Consider the following 15,640-nt stretch of genomic DNA (forward strand, 5'->3'; position numbering starts at 1 on the left):
TAATATGGAATATCCGCAAACACAATCTGTCGGCCTCAAGGAATCCGAGCGAGATGAACATAAAACAAAAACTCACGATGGCCTTTGCCGCCATCGCCAGCGTGCCGGTCGTCCTCGTGGCGGTGCTGATCGTCCTCAACCTGCGCGGGGAGGCGCGCGAGGACTTCCTCGACAGCAGCGGCCGCGAAATCCGCCAGGTGGAGAACGCCATGAAGCTGTTCTTCGAGGGCATCAGCCAGAACGTCGACTACCTGGCCACCCACCCGCGCCTGCAGGCGGTGGATGGCAGCCTCAAGCAGTACATCGCCGCCAACGCAGCGGACCTGCCCACCGGCCCCCAGGACGAGCAGGTGTTTGAGCTGTTCAACGGCCTGGCCAAGTCCCACCCGGCCTATGCCTACCTGTCCCTCGGCACCCAGCAGGGTGGCTATGTGTTCTGGCCCGGTGACCCCAAGCTCGCCAGCTACGACCCGCGCACCCGTCCCTGGTACCAGGCCGCCATGGCCCAGCCGGGCAGGACGCTGCGCACCTCCGCCTACTACTGGGCGGCGGACGACGTGGTGCTGGTGAGCACCGTGCGCAGCTTCGCCAACCAACTGGGCAACCCGGGCGGCGTGGTGAACATCGACGTGTCGCTCAAGCAGCTGACCGACCTGGTCAAGCAGATCCACCTGGGCGAGAGCGGCTACCTGATGCTGCTGGAAGGCAACGACAAGGTGCTGGTGGACCCCAACGCACCGGAGCACAACTTCAAGAACCTCAGCGACCTGGGCGAGGGCTACGCGCAACTGGCCAAGGCCGGCACCGGCCTGGAAGAGGTGGTGCTGGGCGGAGAGCGCTACATGGCCAACGTCTGGACGTCCGACGCGCTGGGCTGGCGCTTCATCGGGGTGATCCGCGAGGACGAGGTGATGGCCTCGGCCACCCGCCTGAGCTGGGTGATCGCGCTCATCGCCCTGGCCTGCGGCGGCCTGTTCGCGCTGGTCGGCGGCTTCTCCGCCGGGCTCATCGTCAAGCCGATCCGTGGTGTGGCCAGCGGCCTGGAAGGCATCGCCCAGGGTGAAGGCGACCTCACGGCGCGCCTGGACGTGCGTGGCCAGGACGAAACCGCGCAACTGGCGGGGTGGTTCAACCAGTTCCTCGAAGCCATCCGCACCCTGATCCGCCGTATCGGCGATGCCGCCGGGGAGATCCACAGCACCTCCGGCCGCTCCACCGAGACCGCCCAGGACCTGGCCGAGGTCGCCAGCCGCCAGCGCGAGGCGGTGGACATGGTCTCCACGGCCTTCCACGAGATGGTCGCCACCTCCAACGAAGTGGCGCGCTCCTGCAGCCAGGCCGCCGACTCCGCCGACAGCGGCCAGCGCCAGGCCCACGACGGCCAGCGACAGATCGACGAAGCGGTGACCAATGTCGACCGCCTGAGCCGCGAGATCGGCCAGTCCGCCGAGGCCATGCAGCAGCTGGAGCAGGACAGCAACGACATCCAGTCCATCCTCGGCACCATCAGCTCGATTGCCGAGCAGACCAACCTGCTGGCGCTCAACGCTGCCATCGAGGCGGCCCGTGCCGGCGAGCAGGGCCGGGGCTTTGCCGTGGTGGCCGACGAAGTGCGGGCCCTGGCCAAGCGCACCGCCGATTCCACCAGCGAGATCGACACGCTGCTGGGCAACCTGGCCCGCCGCACCCACCAGATGGGCAAGCAGATGCATGCCAGCCTGGAGGTCTCCCAGGAAACGGTGGTGTCGATCAACCAGGCCCGGGCGAGCTTCGAGCTGATCCGCGAATCGGTGGACGTGATCCGCGACATGAACACCCAGATCGCCACCGCCGCCGAAGAGCAGCACCAGGTGGCCGAGGACATCAACCGCCACATCAGCCAGATCCACGGCGATGCGCAACTGGTGGCCAACCTCGCCGAGTCCACCCGCGGCGATGCCCACAACCTCACCGACCTCAGCAACGAGCTGAACCAGCTGGTGCGGCGCTTCCGTACCTGATCGGCTGTAGCGGCGAGCCCGCTAAAGGCTGCCGGAACGCCAGGCAAAAAAAGAGCGACGCTTGTGGCGTCGCTCTCGTGCCCTGGGGGCGGGTGGCGGGACGGGCCGCCGGCTGGGAAGGTGCCCGGCGCAAGGCCGGGAACCGGACGGCCCGGCTTCTTGTGGAAGCGCGGGCCGTTGGGCCGCGAGGCGGCCCGGGGCGTCAGCCGATGGTCATCAGGCTGGCGTTGCCGCCGGCGGCGGCGGTGTTGACGCTGAGGGAGCGTTCGATCAGCAGGCGCTCCAGCGGTACGGCGGTTTCCCCACGGGACAGGCCCTGGACGCCGATGATCGCGCCCTTGCGGGCGGCGACCTGCTGGCAGATCTCGCGCAGCTGATCGGAATCGCCGTGGTGCAGCACGGCGTCGAATGCCACGTCCTCGCTCTTCCAATCGGCGACCAGCTGGATGCGCGACTGAACCGCCTTCGGCAGTTTGGCGCGCAGGGCCTTGGTCACTTCGCCGTCCTGCCAGATCACGCGGTTGCCCACCGACAGCGCGCCCGCCAGCTGGACCAGCAGGTCGGCTTCGTCGTCGGCCAGGCCCAGCACGTTCTCGCGGGGCAGCAGCAGGTAGGTGTTGCGCTCGCCGGTCGGGCCGGGGAGGGTGCGGCTCAGGCCGCTCTGGGACAGCTCGGCGAAGCGGTCGCAGAGGCTGGCCAGCTCGCCACGGCCTTCCTTCGCGGCCCACTCCTTGAGGGCGGCCAGCGGTTTGCCCTGGCGCTCTTCCTGGAGCGTGCGCAGGCCGGCGTCGGCCTGTTGCTCGTCGAGGCGCTGGAAGGTGCGGGTGACCGCATCGTCCGGGCGGGTGGCGAGCAGGCGGTACATGTACAGCGGGCCGCCGGCTTTCGGGCCGGTGCCGGAGAGGCCTTCACCGCCGAAGGGCTGCACGCCGACCACGGCGCCGACCATGTTGCGGTTGACGTAGAGGTTGCCGGCGTGGGCCTTGTCCACCACCTTGGCGATGGTTTCGTCGATACGGGTGTGCACGCCCAGGGTCAGGCCGTAGCCGGTGGCGTTGATCTGGTCCAGCAGCTGGTCCAGGTTCTCGCGCTTGTAGCGCAGCACGTGCAGCACCGGGCCGAACACTTCGCGCTCCAGCTCGTCCAGGCCTTCCAGTTCGATCAGGGTCGGCATGACGAAGGTGCCGCGGCTCATCACGTCGCCTTCGGTGCGGGCAACCTGGTAGACGTGGCGGCCTTTCTTGCGCATGGCTTCGATATGGCGGTCGATGCCGGCCTTGGCTTCGGCGTCGATCACCGGGCCGATGTCGACGATGATGTTGTCCGGGTTGCCCAGGCGGCATTCGGCCATGGCGCCCTTGAGCATCTCCAGTGCGCGGTCGGCCACGTCTTCCTGCAGGCACAGCACGCGCAGGGCGGAGCAGCGCTGGCCGGCGCTGTCGAAGGCGGAGGCAACCACGTCGTTGACCACCTGCTCCAGCAGGGCCGAGGAGTCGACGATCATGGCGTTCTGGCCGCCTGTCTCGGCAATCAGCGGGATCGGGCGACCCTGGGCGTCCAGGCGGCCGGCGACGTTGCGGGCGAGGATGCCGGCGACTTCGGTGGAGCCGGTGAACATCACGCCTTTGACGCGCTCGTCGTTCACCAGGGCGGCGCCCACGGTGTGGCCTTCACCCGGCAGCAGCTGCACGGCGCCTTCGGGGATGCCGGCCTGCAGCAGGATGCGCACGGCCTGGGCGGCCACCAGCGGGGTCTGCTCGGCGGGCTTGGCCAGCACGGTGTTGCCGGCAGCCAGCGCGGCGACTACCTGGCCGGTGAAGATCGCCAGGGGGAAGTTCCACGGGCTGATGCAGACCACCGGGCCCAGCGGGCGGTGGCTGTCGTTGGCGAAGTCGTGGCGGGCCTGGGCGGCGTAGTAGCGCAGGAAGTCCACGGCCTCGCGCACTTCGGCGATGGCGTTGGCGAAGGTCTTGCCGGCCTCGCGGCACAGCAGGCCCATCAGCGGCTGGATCTCGGCCTCCATCAGGTCGGCGGCGCGGTCCAGGGCTGCGGCGCGCTCCACCGGCGGGGTGGCCTGCCAGATGGGGGCGGCGGTCAGCGAGGCGAGCACGGCGTTGCCGACATCTTCGAGGCTGGCGTTCTGCACGTGGCCGACGACGTCGCGGCGGTCGGCCGGGTTGAGCACCGGCAGGCTCTCGCCTTCGGAGACCGGGCAGCCCAGCATCGGGCGGGCGCGCCAGTCGGCATGGCCACTGCCGAGCAGGGCGCTGGAGAGGGAGCCCAGGCGGTGCTCGTTGGCCAGGTCGATGCCACTGGAGTTCACCCGGCCGGCGCCGTACAGGTCACGGGGCAGGGGAATGCGCGGGTGCGGTTTGCCGAGGGTGCCTTCGGCAGCGGCCATGGCTTCGATGCTGGCGACCGGGTCTTCCACCAGTTGCTTGATGGAGATGGAGCTGTCGGCGATGCGGTTGACGAACGAGGTGTTGGCGCCGTTTTCCAGCAGGCGACGCACCAGGTAGGCCAGCAGCGTTTCATGGGTGCCCACCGGGGCGTAGATGCGGCAGGGGCGGTTCAGCTTGCCGTCGGCGATCTTGCCCACCACCTGCTCGTACAGCGGTTCGCCCATGCCGTGCAGGCACTGGAACTCGTACTGGCCCGGGTAATAGTTCTGCCCGGCGATGTGGTAGATGGCCGAGAGGGTGTGGGCGTTGTGGGTGGCGAACTGCGGGTAGATGGCGTCCGGCACGGCCAGCAGCTTGCGCGCGCAGGCCACGTAGGACACGTCGGTGTAGACCTTGCGGGTGTAGACCGGGAAGCCTTCCAGGCCGTCGACCTGGGCGCGCTTGATCTCGCTGTCCCAGTAGGCGCCCTTGACCAGGCGGATCATCAGGCGGTGGCGGCTGCGGCGGGCCAGGTCGATGACGTAGTCGATCACGTACGGGCAGCGCTTCTGGTACGCCTGGATGACGAAACCGATGCCGTTCCAGCCCTTCAGGCCCGGCTCGAAGCACATGCGCTCCAGCAGGTCGAGGGAGATTTCCAGGCGGTCGGCTTCCTCGGCGTCGATGTTCAGGCCGATGTCGTACTGCTTGGCCAGCAGGGTCAGGGCCAGCACGCGCGGGTACAGCTCATCCATCACGCGCTCGTACTGGGCGCGGCTGTAGCGCGGGTGCAGGGCGGAGAGCTTGATGGAGATGCCCGGGCCTTCGTAGATGCCGCGACCGTGGGAGGCCTTGCCGATGGAGTGGATGGCCTGCTCGTAGGAGGCGTAGTAGCGCTGGGCGTCCTCTTCGGTCAGCGCGGCTTCGCCGAGCATGTCGTAGGAGTAGCGGAAGCCCTTGGATTCGAACTTGTTGGCGTTGGCCAGGGCCTCGGCGATGGTTTCGCCGGTGACGAACTGCTCGCCCATCAGGCGCATGGCCATGTCCACGCCCTTGCGGATCAGCGGTTCGCCACTCTTGCCGATGATGCGGTTCAGCGAGCTGGAGAGGCCGGCCTCGTTGTGGGTGGACACCAGCTTGCCGGTGATCAGCAGGCCCCAGGAGGCGGCGTTGACGAACATCGACGGGCTTTGGCCCAGGTGCTGCTGCCAGTTGCCGTTGCTGATCTTGTCGCGGATCAGGGCGTCACGGGTGCCCTTGTCCGGGATGCGCAGCAGGGCTTCGGCCAGGCACATCAGCGCCACGCCTTCCTGGGAGGACAGGGAGAACTCCTGCAGCAGGCCCTGCACCAGGCCGGCACGGCCGCCGGCGCTCTTCTGGTTGCGCAGCTTCTCGGCGATGCCGTAGGCGAGCTTGTAGGTGGCTTCGGCCATCTCGGCGGGCAGGCGGGCCTGCTCCAGCAGCATGGGCACCACTTCTTCCTCGGGGCGGCGGTAGGCGGCGGTGATCGCGGCGCGCAGGACCGACTGCGGGAGGATGCTCTCGGCGAATTCGAGGAAGGGCTGGTAGACCGGGTCGAGGAGGGCCTCCACCGCTTCACTGTCGCCCTCGGCCAGGCGCGCGGCGATGCTTTGCAGCTCCGGCAGGGTGGTGCCGCTCTCGAGGGTCTCGAGGTAGCTGTAGATCGCTTGCTTGATCAGCCAGTGGGGCGTGCGGTCGATGCGGCGGGCGGCTTCCTTGAGACGCTCGCGGGTCGCCTCATCGAGTTTCACGCCAAGGGTAGTGGTGGTGGCCATTTCTTGTCCTCGTCAGCTGCCGTGGTCGGCACGGCGGATTGCGGCGCCAAGAGTAGCTGTGCCGAAGTCGGGGTGCAACCAGGTGCAACCTTGATATTTCGCTGTCTCCAGCAAGCCTGGGAAACCCCGCACCGCCTCAGTGCGCGTGGGGTTGCGCGATGCCTTGGGAGGTGCAACCGGTCGTCGGGAAAACGCGGCGAGGGGCGCGTTTCCATACTAGTCCGAGTTGGTTGCACCTGCCTGGGGTCGGCGCCGTTTCTGGCGCAGGGGCTCCAGCAGTGGCTTGAGGCCGTTGTGGTCGATCTCCTGCATCAGGGCCAGCAGGCGGCCGATCTCGCCCTTGGGGAAGCCCTCGCGGGCGAACCAGTTGAGGTAGTGGCCGGGCAGGTCGGCGATCAGGCGGCCCTTGTACTTGCCGTAGGGCATCTCGCGGGTCACCAGCAGCAGGAGGTCTTCGGGGTTCATCGGGCCGGGCGGGGTCTGGGAGGGGCGGCTAGGATAACCCCAGACCGGTCGTGCTGAGTTGAGGCCGGTCGCTCAAGCCGCTATTTTCTGAGCCGCCTCATCATTAGTCTGCTAAACATATCGGCCGCAGACTGCCCGGAACCCCGCATGAGCCCCAGTACCCCATCGCTGCGCCGCGAGGAGCCCTTGAAGGGCATCCTGCTGATCTGCGTGGCGATCTTCCTGTTCTCCAGCCACGACGCCATCTCCAAATACCTGTCGGCCTTCTACCCGATCATCATGGTGGTGTGGGTGCGCTACCTGGTGCACACGCTGCTGTTGGCGGGCTACCTGCTGCCACAGCAGGGCTTGCGGGTGCTGCGGGCGAAGCGCCCCGGGCTGCAGGTGGCGCGGGCGTTGTGCCTGATCGGGGTGAGCCTGCTGTTCACCACCGGGTTGCGCTACATCCCCCTGGCGGAGGCGACCTCGGTGATCTTCCTGGCGCCGCTGCTGGTCACGGCGTTGTCGGTGCCGCTGCTGAAGGAGCGCGTCACCCGCGGGCAGTGGGTAGCGGTCCTGCTGGGGCTGGGTGGGGTGCTGCTGATCGTGCGGCCCGGGGGCGCGCTGTTCACCCCGGCGGTGCTCCTGCCGGTTTCGGCGGCGGTGTGCTTCGCCTTCTACCAGTTGCTGACGCGCATCCTCTCGCGCTACGACAGCCCGGCCACCACCAACTTCATCACCGGCCTCACCAACACCCTGATCATGAGCACCCTGGTGCCGTTCTTCTGGAGCCTGCCCACCACCACCGGCCACGGCCTGCTGATGCTGGCCCTGGGCGCCTGCGGCATGGGCGGGCACATGCTGCTGACCCAGGCGTTCCGGTATGCCTCGCCGGCCTTGCTGGCACCGTTCAGCTACGGGCAGATCGTCTTCGCCGGGCTGCTCGGCTACCTGCTCTTCGACCACGCGCCGGATGCCATCGGCGTGGTCGGCATCGCCATCATCGTCGGCAGCGGCCTGTTCACGGCGTACGCCCAGCGGCGCTGAGCTCGTCGGCGGTGCGTGCCAGTGAGCGGCAGGCCTGGGCGTTCTCCACGTAGTCCTTCAGCCAGCGCAGCACCTCCACCGGCTCCCAGCGGGTCGGGTCGAACAGTGCATACACCAGCCCCTGATAGCCCACCACGTCCAGCGGCCGGTGGTAGCCCGCCCGCTGGAACAGCGCCTCGATCTCCGCCAGGCAGGTGTTGAAGTGCACCCGGGTGAAGGGCGTCTTGCCGTCGGTCACCAGCCCCTCCAGCAGCAGCTCGTCCACCGCCTCGCGTACCTCGGACACCGCCATGCGGTTGACCGTGTACTTCAACTGCATCACGTCGACCATCCCTGTTCTCCTCATCAGTGCAGGCACCGCGCCCCATGGCGGCTTCCAGCCGGCCGGCGTGGTGCAGGGTTGTCCGGACCGCCGGCAACGCGCAGCGGCAGCGGGTGTTTCCGGGAACGGATCATCCCAGGGATTTGTGACAGCGGTTTTGGCAAGGGCATGGGGGCTGAAGGCATCATCGGACGATTCTCATTGAATACTGTATGAATATACATATACTCGTTGAACTCATCCCCTGGCAACAAAACTCCGATGAAGAACCGCTGTCAGTGAGTGCCTCTCCACGCTGTACGGGAATCCCCTGATCCATGATCCGTTTCGTCCTGCTGCTCTCCCTCCTGCTGGCCGGTACCGCCCAGGCCACCGCGCCGCGCACCTTCCAAGAAGCCAAGAAAGCCGCCTGGAAGCTCTACGCTTCCCACCCTGTCGAGTTCTATTGCGGCTGCCGCTACAGCGGCAACAAGGTGGACCTCAAGAGCTGTGGCTACGTCCCGCGGACCAATGCCAAGCGCGCCAGCCGTATCGAGTGGGAGCACATCGTCCCGGCCTGGGTCATCGGCCACCAGCGCAAGTGCTGGCAGAACGGCGGCCGCGAGAACTGCGCCCGTCACGACGACGCCTACCGCCGGGCCGAAGCCGACCTGCACAACCTGGTGCCGAGCATCGGCGAGGTGAACGGCGACCGCAGCAACTACGGTTTCGGCTGGCTGCCCCAGGCGCCCAGCCAGTACGGCGCCTGCCCGATGGTGGTGGACTTCAAGGCGCGCAAGGCCATGCCGCGCCAGCAGATCCGCGGGATGATCGCGCGCACCTACTTCTACATGAGCGAACGCTACGGCCTGCGCCTGTCCAAACAGGACCGCCAGCTCTACACCGCCTGGAACAAGCAGTACCCGGTAGAAGCCTGGGAGCGGAACCGCAACCAGCGCGTGGCCTGCGTGATGGGGCACGGCAACCACTTCGTGGGGGCGGTGAATTTGAAGGCGTGCAAGTGAGGGCGCGCTGGTCTTTGTCAGCGAGCCACCCTTGAAGGGTTGGGCGGCTCGCTGGTAGCGCCCGGGCAAGAAGATTTTGTAGGACAATGTATTGTTTGCGAATGATAAAGCTTGTCATTTGTGATAGCTTGCGGCGCATTCCTACAACTACCTTCACCTCGTCTTGCAAGGAACCGCCTTTCGATGCGCCGTACCCTTCTGTCCCTCTGCCTGCTCCAGGCTGCCGCCCCCGCTTTCAGTGCCGAACCACCACTCTCCGCCGACGACACCGGTTCGCTGGAGCTCAATGCCCTGAACATCGATGCCCAGGCTGAAGCATGGGAGCGCGCGGATGGGCCGGTGAAGGGCTACAAGGCGACCCGGTCAGCCAGCGCCACGCGCACCGACACGACCCTGCACGAAACCCCGCAGTCGGTGACCGTGGTCCCCCGCGACGTGGTCGAGGACACCGGGGCAACGCGCCTGCAGGAGGCGCTGGACTACGCCGGTGGCGTCGGTCGCGCCAATAACTTCGGGGGCCAGGGGCTGACCACCTTTACCGTGCGCGGCTTCACCACCGGCGAGTTCTATCGCAATGGCTTCCCCATCAACCGGGGTTACCCGAATGCGCCGGACGCCAACACCATCGAACGTCTTGAAGTCTTGCGCGGGCCGGCGTCGAGCCTCTACGGCCGTGGCGATCCGGGCGGCACCTTCAACGTGGTGACCAAGCAGCCCCAGGCCGAGCGCAAGACCACGCTCGGCGCGCAGGTCACCGACCAGGGCCTGTACCGCAGCACCCTGGACACCACTGGCGCATTCGACGAGGAAGGCCGCGTGACCTACCGCCTGAACCTGCTGGGGGAGGGGGGCGACAGCTTCCGCGACAACGTCGAGAGCGAGCGCTACGACGTGGCGCCGGTGATCAGCTGGCAGGCCACCGACGACACGCGCATCACCCTCGAAGCCGACCTGATGCGCAACAACCATCCCCTCGACCGGGGCCTGACCCGCTACCCCAACCAGGCCGGTAACCCCTCTCGCGACACCAATGCCTGGGGCTCGCGTAGCGACAACCGGTTGCACAACGACAACGACATGCTGCAACTGCGCTTCGAGCACGCCCTCAACGCCGACTGGACCCTCGCTGGCGGCGTGCAGGACCTCAACGGCACCCTGCAGGGCAACGCCATCGAAGCCAACGGGCTGCAGGCTGACGGGCGCACCCTGGGGCGCAACTTCAACTACCGCAAGCTGGACTGGAGCGACCGCGACTACCAGCTCAACCTCACTGGCCACTTCGACACCTTCGGCCTGGCCCACACCCTGCTGACTGGCGTGGAATACGAGGACTACCACTACAGGTCCATTATCCGCCGCTCCGGCGGTTCGACCGGCGACTACACCGTGGACATCTTCAACCCCGCCACCGGCCAGGCACGTCCGGCACTGACCCGCGTGACCACCCACGACAAGGAAAACCTCACCACCTGGGCGGCGTTCGTCCAGGATCAGGTCGCGCTCACCGAACGCTTCAAGGTGCTGGCGGGCGTACGTGTGGAGCGCTACGAGCACGATTACGACAACCGTCTGCCCGGCAGCCGCGACTGGAGCACGGCGGACACCGCCACCACCCCGCGCCTGGGGGTGATCTACGACCTCACCGATAGCCTGGCGCTGTATGCCAATGCGTCGAAATCCTTCAAGCCCAACACCGGTGCGAGCCGCCAGGGCGATGGCTTCAATCCTGAGGAAGGCAAGGCCTACGAGGTGGGCCTGAAGTGGGAGTCGCCGGACCAGCAGTTCAGCGTCGACGCGGCCGTCTACCACATCGTCAAGCAGAACGTGCTCACCCTCGATCCCCTGGATTCCGCCTTCAGTGTTGCCGCCGGCGAAGTACGCAGCCGTGGCTTCGACCTCAACATCGCCGGCAACCTCACCCCTGAGTGGCGTATGACCGGCGGCTACGCCTTTGTCGATGCCGAGGTGACCCGCGACAACAGCCTGAAGAAGGGTACCCGCCTGGCCAATATCCCGCGCAACAGCTTCAGCCTGCTCAACGTCTACGAGTTCCAGGACGGCGCCGCCAAGGGCCTGGGCCTGGGTGCCGGCGTGCGCTACGTGGACGACCGCGCCGGGCAGACCTCCTCCAGCACCTATGCGATGAAGGGCTATACCGTCGTCGACCTGCTCAGCTTCTACCAACTGACGCCGCAGGTACGTCTGAACCTGGACGTGAAGAACCTGCTCAACGAGGAGTATGAGGAGGGCGCCTTCAACCTCTATGCCTACCCCGGCGCGCCGCGCACCGTACAGGCCGGCATCGCCTACACCTTCTAGCCGCTGCCGTACGCCAGCCGTGCGGAGATGTGGTGGTGCGCGCCGTCAGTCCTCGTAGCGGCTGGTCGGGTCGCGATCCCGGGAGTAGTGCCTGGCCAGTGGGAAGGCCGGTAGCCAGGACTCGCGTCGGATCACCCAGCTCTCGTAGGTCGGCACCAACTGGTTGGGCGCGTCCAACGCCCCCAGGTTGACCTCCACCTCATCGCCCGAACGGTTGAACACCGATGACCCGCACCGTGGGCAGAAATGCCGGCCTGCGTAGGCGTGGGCGGTCCCTTCGAGGGTCACCGCCGCCTCGGGGAAGATCGCCGAGGCATGGAACAGCCCTCCGTGATGCTTGCGGCAGTCCAGGCAATGGCACAGCCCGACCCGGTACGGCCGACCCTCCGCCACCAGGCGCAGGTCGCCACACAGGCAGCCTCCGGTGAATCGTTCCATCTCCTACCCTCCTGTTTCATCAGTCCACCTGGGTTCGCCCCGTCCTTGTCCCCGGCAGGTTCCTCCCGTCGGGTGTATGGCCTTTCCCACCTCGATCTGTGCCTATCCCATGGCACGCGATGCTCCTAGGATCGGCGCTCAACCAGGGAGGATAGGGCGATGGAAGAGGGTGTCGAGGCAATCGATTTCGGTGGGCTGCAGGTGCGGCAGCTGGTACTGCACGACCTGGAGCTGATCTGCAGGCACCGCGAGGCAATGTTCCTTGAAGCCGGAGGTGATCCGGCTGCGCTGCGGGTGATGACCGAGCACTTCCGCCCCTGGCTGCGGGTGCGCCTGGAGGACGGCCGCTATTACGGCTTCATGGTGATGGACGAGGGCAGTCCGGCGGCCGGCATCGGCCTGATGAGCATCGACTGGCCACCGCACCCGGCTCACCCGACCCAGGACCAGCGCGGCTACGTGCTCAACGTGTACGTCGAGCCGGCCTACCGGCGTCGGGGGCTGGCGACGGCGCTGATGAAGCTGGCGGAAGCCGAGTTCGCCCGGCGCGGCCTGGGCTTCGCCGTGCTGCACGCCACCGAGGTCGGCCGCCCGGTGTACCAGGCCCTCGGCTGGGCAGCCACCCGCGAGATGACCAAGACTCTCGGCTGAGGCGCCGCCCCACCCTGTGGTTTCCGGCGCGGTCATCGCGCTGTCCTGCCAAGCCCCCTCGCTGTCCGCCAATGCCCTCAGCGCCCGGAGGCGCCTGGCGTAACGTGGCGCGCTACCCACCACAACAAGCGCCGTGCCCCGCCGGGGCGCGGTAGAAGAGGGGAGTGCGATGCCGAAACCCGCGAACCTGCTGATTCCCGCCCTGCTGGCCCTGGCCGGGCTGCTCGGCGGCTGTGGCGAGGAGGCCAAGCCGGCCGCGCCGCAGAACGCCGCTACCCTGGCGCCGGCCGACCCGGCCCTGGCCAAGGTCTACGACACCAGCTGCAAGCTGTGCCACGCCAACCCCGCCTCCGGGGCGCCGCAGAGCGGTGACGCCGCCGCCTGGGCGCCGCGTGTCGCTCAGGGCACCGACAGCCTGCTGGACCACAGCATCAATGGCTTCAAGGGCATGCCGCCGATGGGCATGTGCATGCAGTGCTCGGAAGAACAGTTCCTCGCGCTGATTTCCTTCATGTCCGGTCAGCACCTCGAATAAGGCGTCCTCCATGGCTATGAACCTCACCCGACGCCAGCTGCTGCAGCGGGCCGGCGTCACCGGCGCCTTCACCGCGCTGGCCTGCACCCCGGCGCTGGCGGAACTGGCCCGTGCGCCCCGGCTGATCCCCTGGCGCAACTGGTCCGGCGGGCAGAGCTGCCTGCCCCAGGCACGCCTCGCCCCGCAGAGCCTGGACGAGCTGGTCCAGCTCATCCGCCAGGCCGAAGGCAAGGTCCGCCCGGTGGGCTCGGCCCACTCCTTCAGCGCCCTGGTGCCCACTGACGGCACCCTGGTGTCGCTGGCCTACTTCAACGGCCTGCTCGCCCACGACCCGGCCACCCTGCAGGCGGAGTTCGCCGCCGGCACGCCGATGTCCCTCATGGGGCCGGCGCTGCAGGCGGTTGGCCAGGCGTTGCCGAACATGGCCGACATCGACTACCAGACCCTGGCCGGGGCAATCGCCACCTCTACCCACGGCACCGGCGTCGGCTTCGGCTCCTATTCCTCACAGGTCACCGGCCTGCAACTGGTGACCGCCAGCGGCGAGGTGCTGGACTGCGACGCCCAGCGCCACCCCGAGGTGTTCAACGCCGCGCGGGTGTCCCTGGGTGCCCTGGGCGTGGCGACGCGGGTGCGCCTGCAGAACCGCGAGGCCTATCGCCTGCGCGAGAGGCAGTGGATCGCCAGCACCGAGGAACTGCTGGAGGACGTGGGCAACCTCACCCGCGACAACCAGCACTGGGAGATGCTGGTGATCACCCATTCCGACTACGCGCTGTCCGTCGCCCTCAACGAGACCACCGACCCGGCGACGCCGCCGCTGGACCCGGAGGAGGAGGGTGGCAACGGCTTCGTGAAGATCATCGAGAACCTCGACAAGTACGGCAGCGACTTCCCCGCCGCGCGCCGCGCGCTGCTCAACAGCCTGCGCCACATCGCCAGCTTCGACGACCGGGTCGGCGACTCCCACGAGATCTACGCCAACGTGCGCAACGTGCGCTTCAACGAGATGGAGTACTCGGTGCCCGCCGAGCATGGCCCGGCCTGCCTGCGGGAGATCCTCGCGCTGATCCGCGACAAGGACCTGCGCACCTGGTTCCCCATCGAGTACCGCTACGTGAAGGCCGACGACATCCCCCTGAGCATGTTCGAGGGCCGCGACAGCTGCTCCATCTCCGTGCACCAGCACTACAGCATGGACCACCACAACTTCTTCGCCGCCGTCGAACCGATCTTCTGGAAGTACGCCGGCCGGCCGCATTGGGGCAAGCTGCACACGCTCAACGCGCGCACCCTGCAGGCGCTCTACCCGCGCTGGAAGGAATTCACCGAGGTGCGCCAGGCGCTGGACCCGAGCGGCAAGTTCCTCAATGCGCACCTGTCCTCAATCCTCGGCGTGGCCGGATAACAAGGAGAAGCCATGAACCGTCGCAAATTCCTCGTCGGCACGGCCGGTGCCGGCGTACTACTCGCCGGTGTCGGCGCCTGGCTGCGGCCGGCCGACAAGGGCGCCCCGTACAGCGATTACTTCGCCCGCCTGAACCGCGAGCTGAAGGCCCAGGGGCCGATGCACCCGGTGATGCTGATCGACCTCGACCGGCTGGACCACAACATCGACGTGGTGATGCAGTCGGTGCGCCGTGCCGGCAAGTCGCTTCGACTGGTGGAGAAGTCCCTGCCGTCGCCACAACTGCTGGACTACATCGCCAAGCGTGCCGGCACCCAGCGGCTGATGTCGTTCCACCAGCCCTTCCTCAACCACGACGCCGAACGCTTCCCCGAGTCGGACATCCTGCTCGGCAAGCCCCTGCCGGTGCGTGCGGCGCAGCTGTTCTACGAGGCCCATCGCGGTCCGTTCGACCCGGCCCGGCAGCTGCAGTGGCTGCTCGACACCCCCGAGCGACTGGCGCAGTACCTGGCGCTGGCCAAGGCCCTGAACATCCGCATGCGCATCAACATCGAACTGGACGTGGGGCTGCACCGGGGCGGCGTGCAGGACACGGCCGGCCTCGGGCGGATGCTCGAGCTGGTCGGCGCCAACCCGCAGCACCTGGAGTTCGCCGGCTTCATGGGCTACGACCCCTTCGTCGGCATGGGCGTGCCCGGCATCCTCGGCTCGCCCGAGGCGCTCTTCGCCAAGGTGATGACGCTGTACGACGGCTTCGTCGACTACGCCCGCACCCGGCACCCCACGCTGTGGCGCCCGGACCTGACCCTGAACACCGCCGGCAGCCCCAGCTACCGCATGCACGAGCGCGAGCGCACCAGCAGCGAGGTCTCGGTGGGCTCGGCACTGCTCAAGCCCACCCACTACGACCTGCCCTCCCTGGAGGAGCACCAGCCGGCGGCCTACATCGCCACCCCGGTGCTCAAGAGTACCGGCGCGGTGCGCATCCCGGCGCTGGACGGCAAGTCGGCGCTGTTCTCCTGGTGGGACCCGAACCAGCGCGAGACCTTCTTCATCTACGGCGGCAACTGGATGGCCGAGCCGGAGTCGCCCAAGGGCCTGCAGTTCAACGGCCTCTACGGGCGCAGCTCCAACCAGGAAATGATCAACGGCTCCCATGCTGTCGGCCTGTCCGTGGATGACCAGGTGTTCCTGCGGCCGACCCAGTCCGAATCCATCCTCCTGCAGTTCGGCGACCTGCTGGCGGTGCGTGACGGGCGCATCGTCGAGCAGTGGCCGGTGTACAGCTGAGCGCG

General features: G+C 67.6%; 12 protein-coding genes. 8 read left to right on the forward strand and 4 right to left on the reverse strand.

Annotated elements, in window-relative coordinates:
• Positions 1-53: 53 nt before the first annotated feature.
• Positions 54-2,000, forward strand: coding sequence for a methyl-accepting chemotaxis protein (locus RTK35_RS27670; protein WP_316909479.1), 1,947 nt, complete (start codon positions 54-56; stop codon positions 1,998-2,000).
• Positions 2,001-2,202: 202 nt separating this feature from the next.
• Here RTK35_RS27670 and putA read toward each other — a convergent pair whose 3' ends face one another.
• Entirely contained in the window at positions 2,203-6,177 is a 3,975-nt protein-coding gene (gene putA, locus RTK35_RS27675; RefSeq protein WP_316909480.1) for a trifunctional transcriptional regulator/proline dehydrogenase/L-glutamate gamma-semialdehyde dehydrogenase, read from the reverse strand.
• 216 nt (positions 6,178-6,393) lie between these two features.
• A complete protein-coding gene (locus RTK35_RS27680) occupies positions 6,394-6,642 on the reverse strand; it encodes a DUF3820 family protein (protein ID WP_044412700.1) in 249 nt (82 codons plus the stop codon).
• A 147-nt stretch (positions 6,643-6,789) separates the two neighbouring features.
• On the opposite strand from RTK35_RS27680, the gene RTK35_RS27685 reads away from it, so the two are divergent.
• Entirely contained in the window at positions 6,790-7,668 is an 879-nt protein-coding gene (locus tag RTK35_RS27685) for a DMT family transporter (RefSeq protein WP_044412698.1), read from the forward strand.
• Here RTK35_RS27685 and RTK35_RS27690 read toward each other — a convergent pair.
• The gene (locus RTK35_RS27690; RefSeq protein WP_044412697.1) at positions 7,643-7,999 is read right to left on the reverse strand and encodes a hypothetical protein; all 357 of its coding nucleotides are present in this window, start codon (positions 7,997-7,999) and stop codon (positions 7,643-7,645) included. The two genes, RTK35_RS27685 and RTK35_RS27690, sit on opposite strands and share 26 nt — an antisense overlap.
• A 308-nt stretch (positions 8,000-8,307) precedes the next feature.
• On the opposite strand from RTK35_RS27690, the gene RTK35_RS27695 reads away from it, so the two are divergent.
• On the forward strand, positions 8,308-8,994 hold the full coding sequence (locus RTK35_RS27695) for an endonuclease (protein WP_074969356.1): 687 nt from the start codon (positions 8,308-8,310) through the stop codon (positions 8,992-8,994).
• A gap of 183 nt (positions 8,995-9,177) precedes the next feature.
• The gene (locus RTK35_RS27700; protein ID WP_316909481.1) at positions 9,178-11,313 is read left to right on the forward strand and encodes a TonB-dependent siderophore receptor; all 2,136 of its coding nucleotides are present in this window, start codon (positions 9,178-9,180) and stop codon (positions 11,311-11,313) included.
• A gap of 45 nt (positions 11,314-11,358) precedes the next feature.
• Here the strand turns inward: RTK35_RS27700 and RTK35_RS27705 are convergent, their stop codons facing one another.
• On the reverse strand, positions 11,359-11,751 hold the full coding sequence (locus tag RTK35_RS27705) for a GFA family protein (protein ID WP_282887773.1): 393 nt from the start codon (positions 11,749-11,751) through the stop codon (positions 11,359-11,361).
• Between the two features lie 159 nt (positions 11,752-11,910).
• Between RTK35_RS27705 and RTK35_RS27710 the strand changes: the two genes are divergently transcribed.
• The 4 genes from RTK35_RS27710 (at position 11,911) to RTK35_RS27725 (ending at position 15,635) form a co-directional block, all read left to right on the forward strand.
• Positions 11,911-12,402: a GNAT family N-acetyltransferase gene (locus RTK35_RS27710; protein WP_316909482.1), complete on the forward strand. Its 492-nt coding sequence runs from the start codon at positions 11,911-11,913 to the stop codon at positions 12,400-12,402.
• A 169-nt stretch (positions 12,403-12,571) separates the two neighbouring features.
• On the forward strand, positions 12,572-12,937 hold the full coding sequence (locus RTK35_RS27715) for a c-type cytochrome (RefSeq protein WP_044412685.1): 366 nt from the start codon (positions 12,572-12,574) through the stop codon (positions 12,935-12,937).
• A 76-nt stretch (positions 12,938-13,013) separates the two neighbouring features.
• Positions 13,014-14,345 carry a D-arabinono-1,4-lactone oxidase gene (locus RTK35_RS27720; RefSeq protein WP_316909533.1) on the forward strand — a complete coding sequence of 444 codons (1,332 nt, stop codon included), beginning with the start codon at positions 13,014-13,016 and terminating at the stop codon, positions 14,343-14,345.
• Between the two features lie 81 nt (positions 14,346-14,426).
• The gene (locus RTK35_RS27725; RefSeq protein ID WP_308724765.1) at positions 14,427-15,635 is read left to right on the forward strand and encodes a DSD1 family PLP-dependent enzyme; all 1,209 of its coding nucleotides are present in this window, start codon (positions 14,427-14,429) and stop codon (positions 15,633-15,635) included.
• Positions 15,636-15,640: the final 5 nt, after the last annotated feature.

It is taken from the genome of Pseudomonas sp. zfem003 (assembly GCF_032621675.1).
GTDB lineage: Bacteria > Pseudomonadota > Gammaproteobacteria > Pseudomonadales > Pseudomonadaceae > Metapseudomonas > Metapseudomonas otitidis.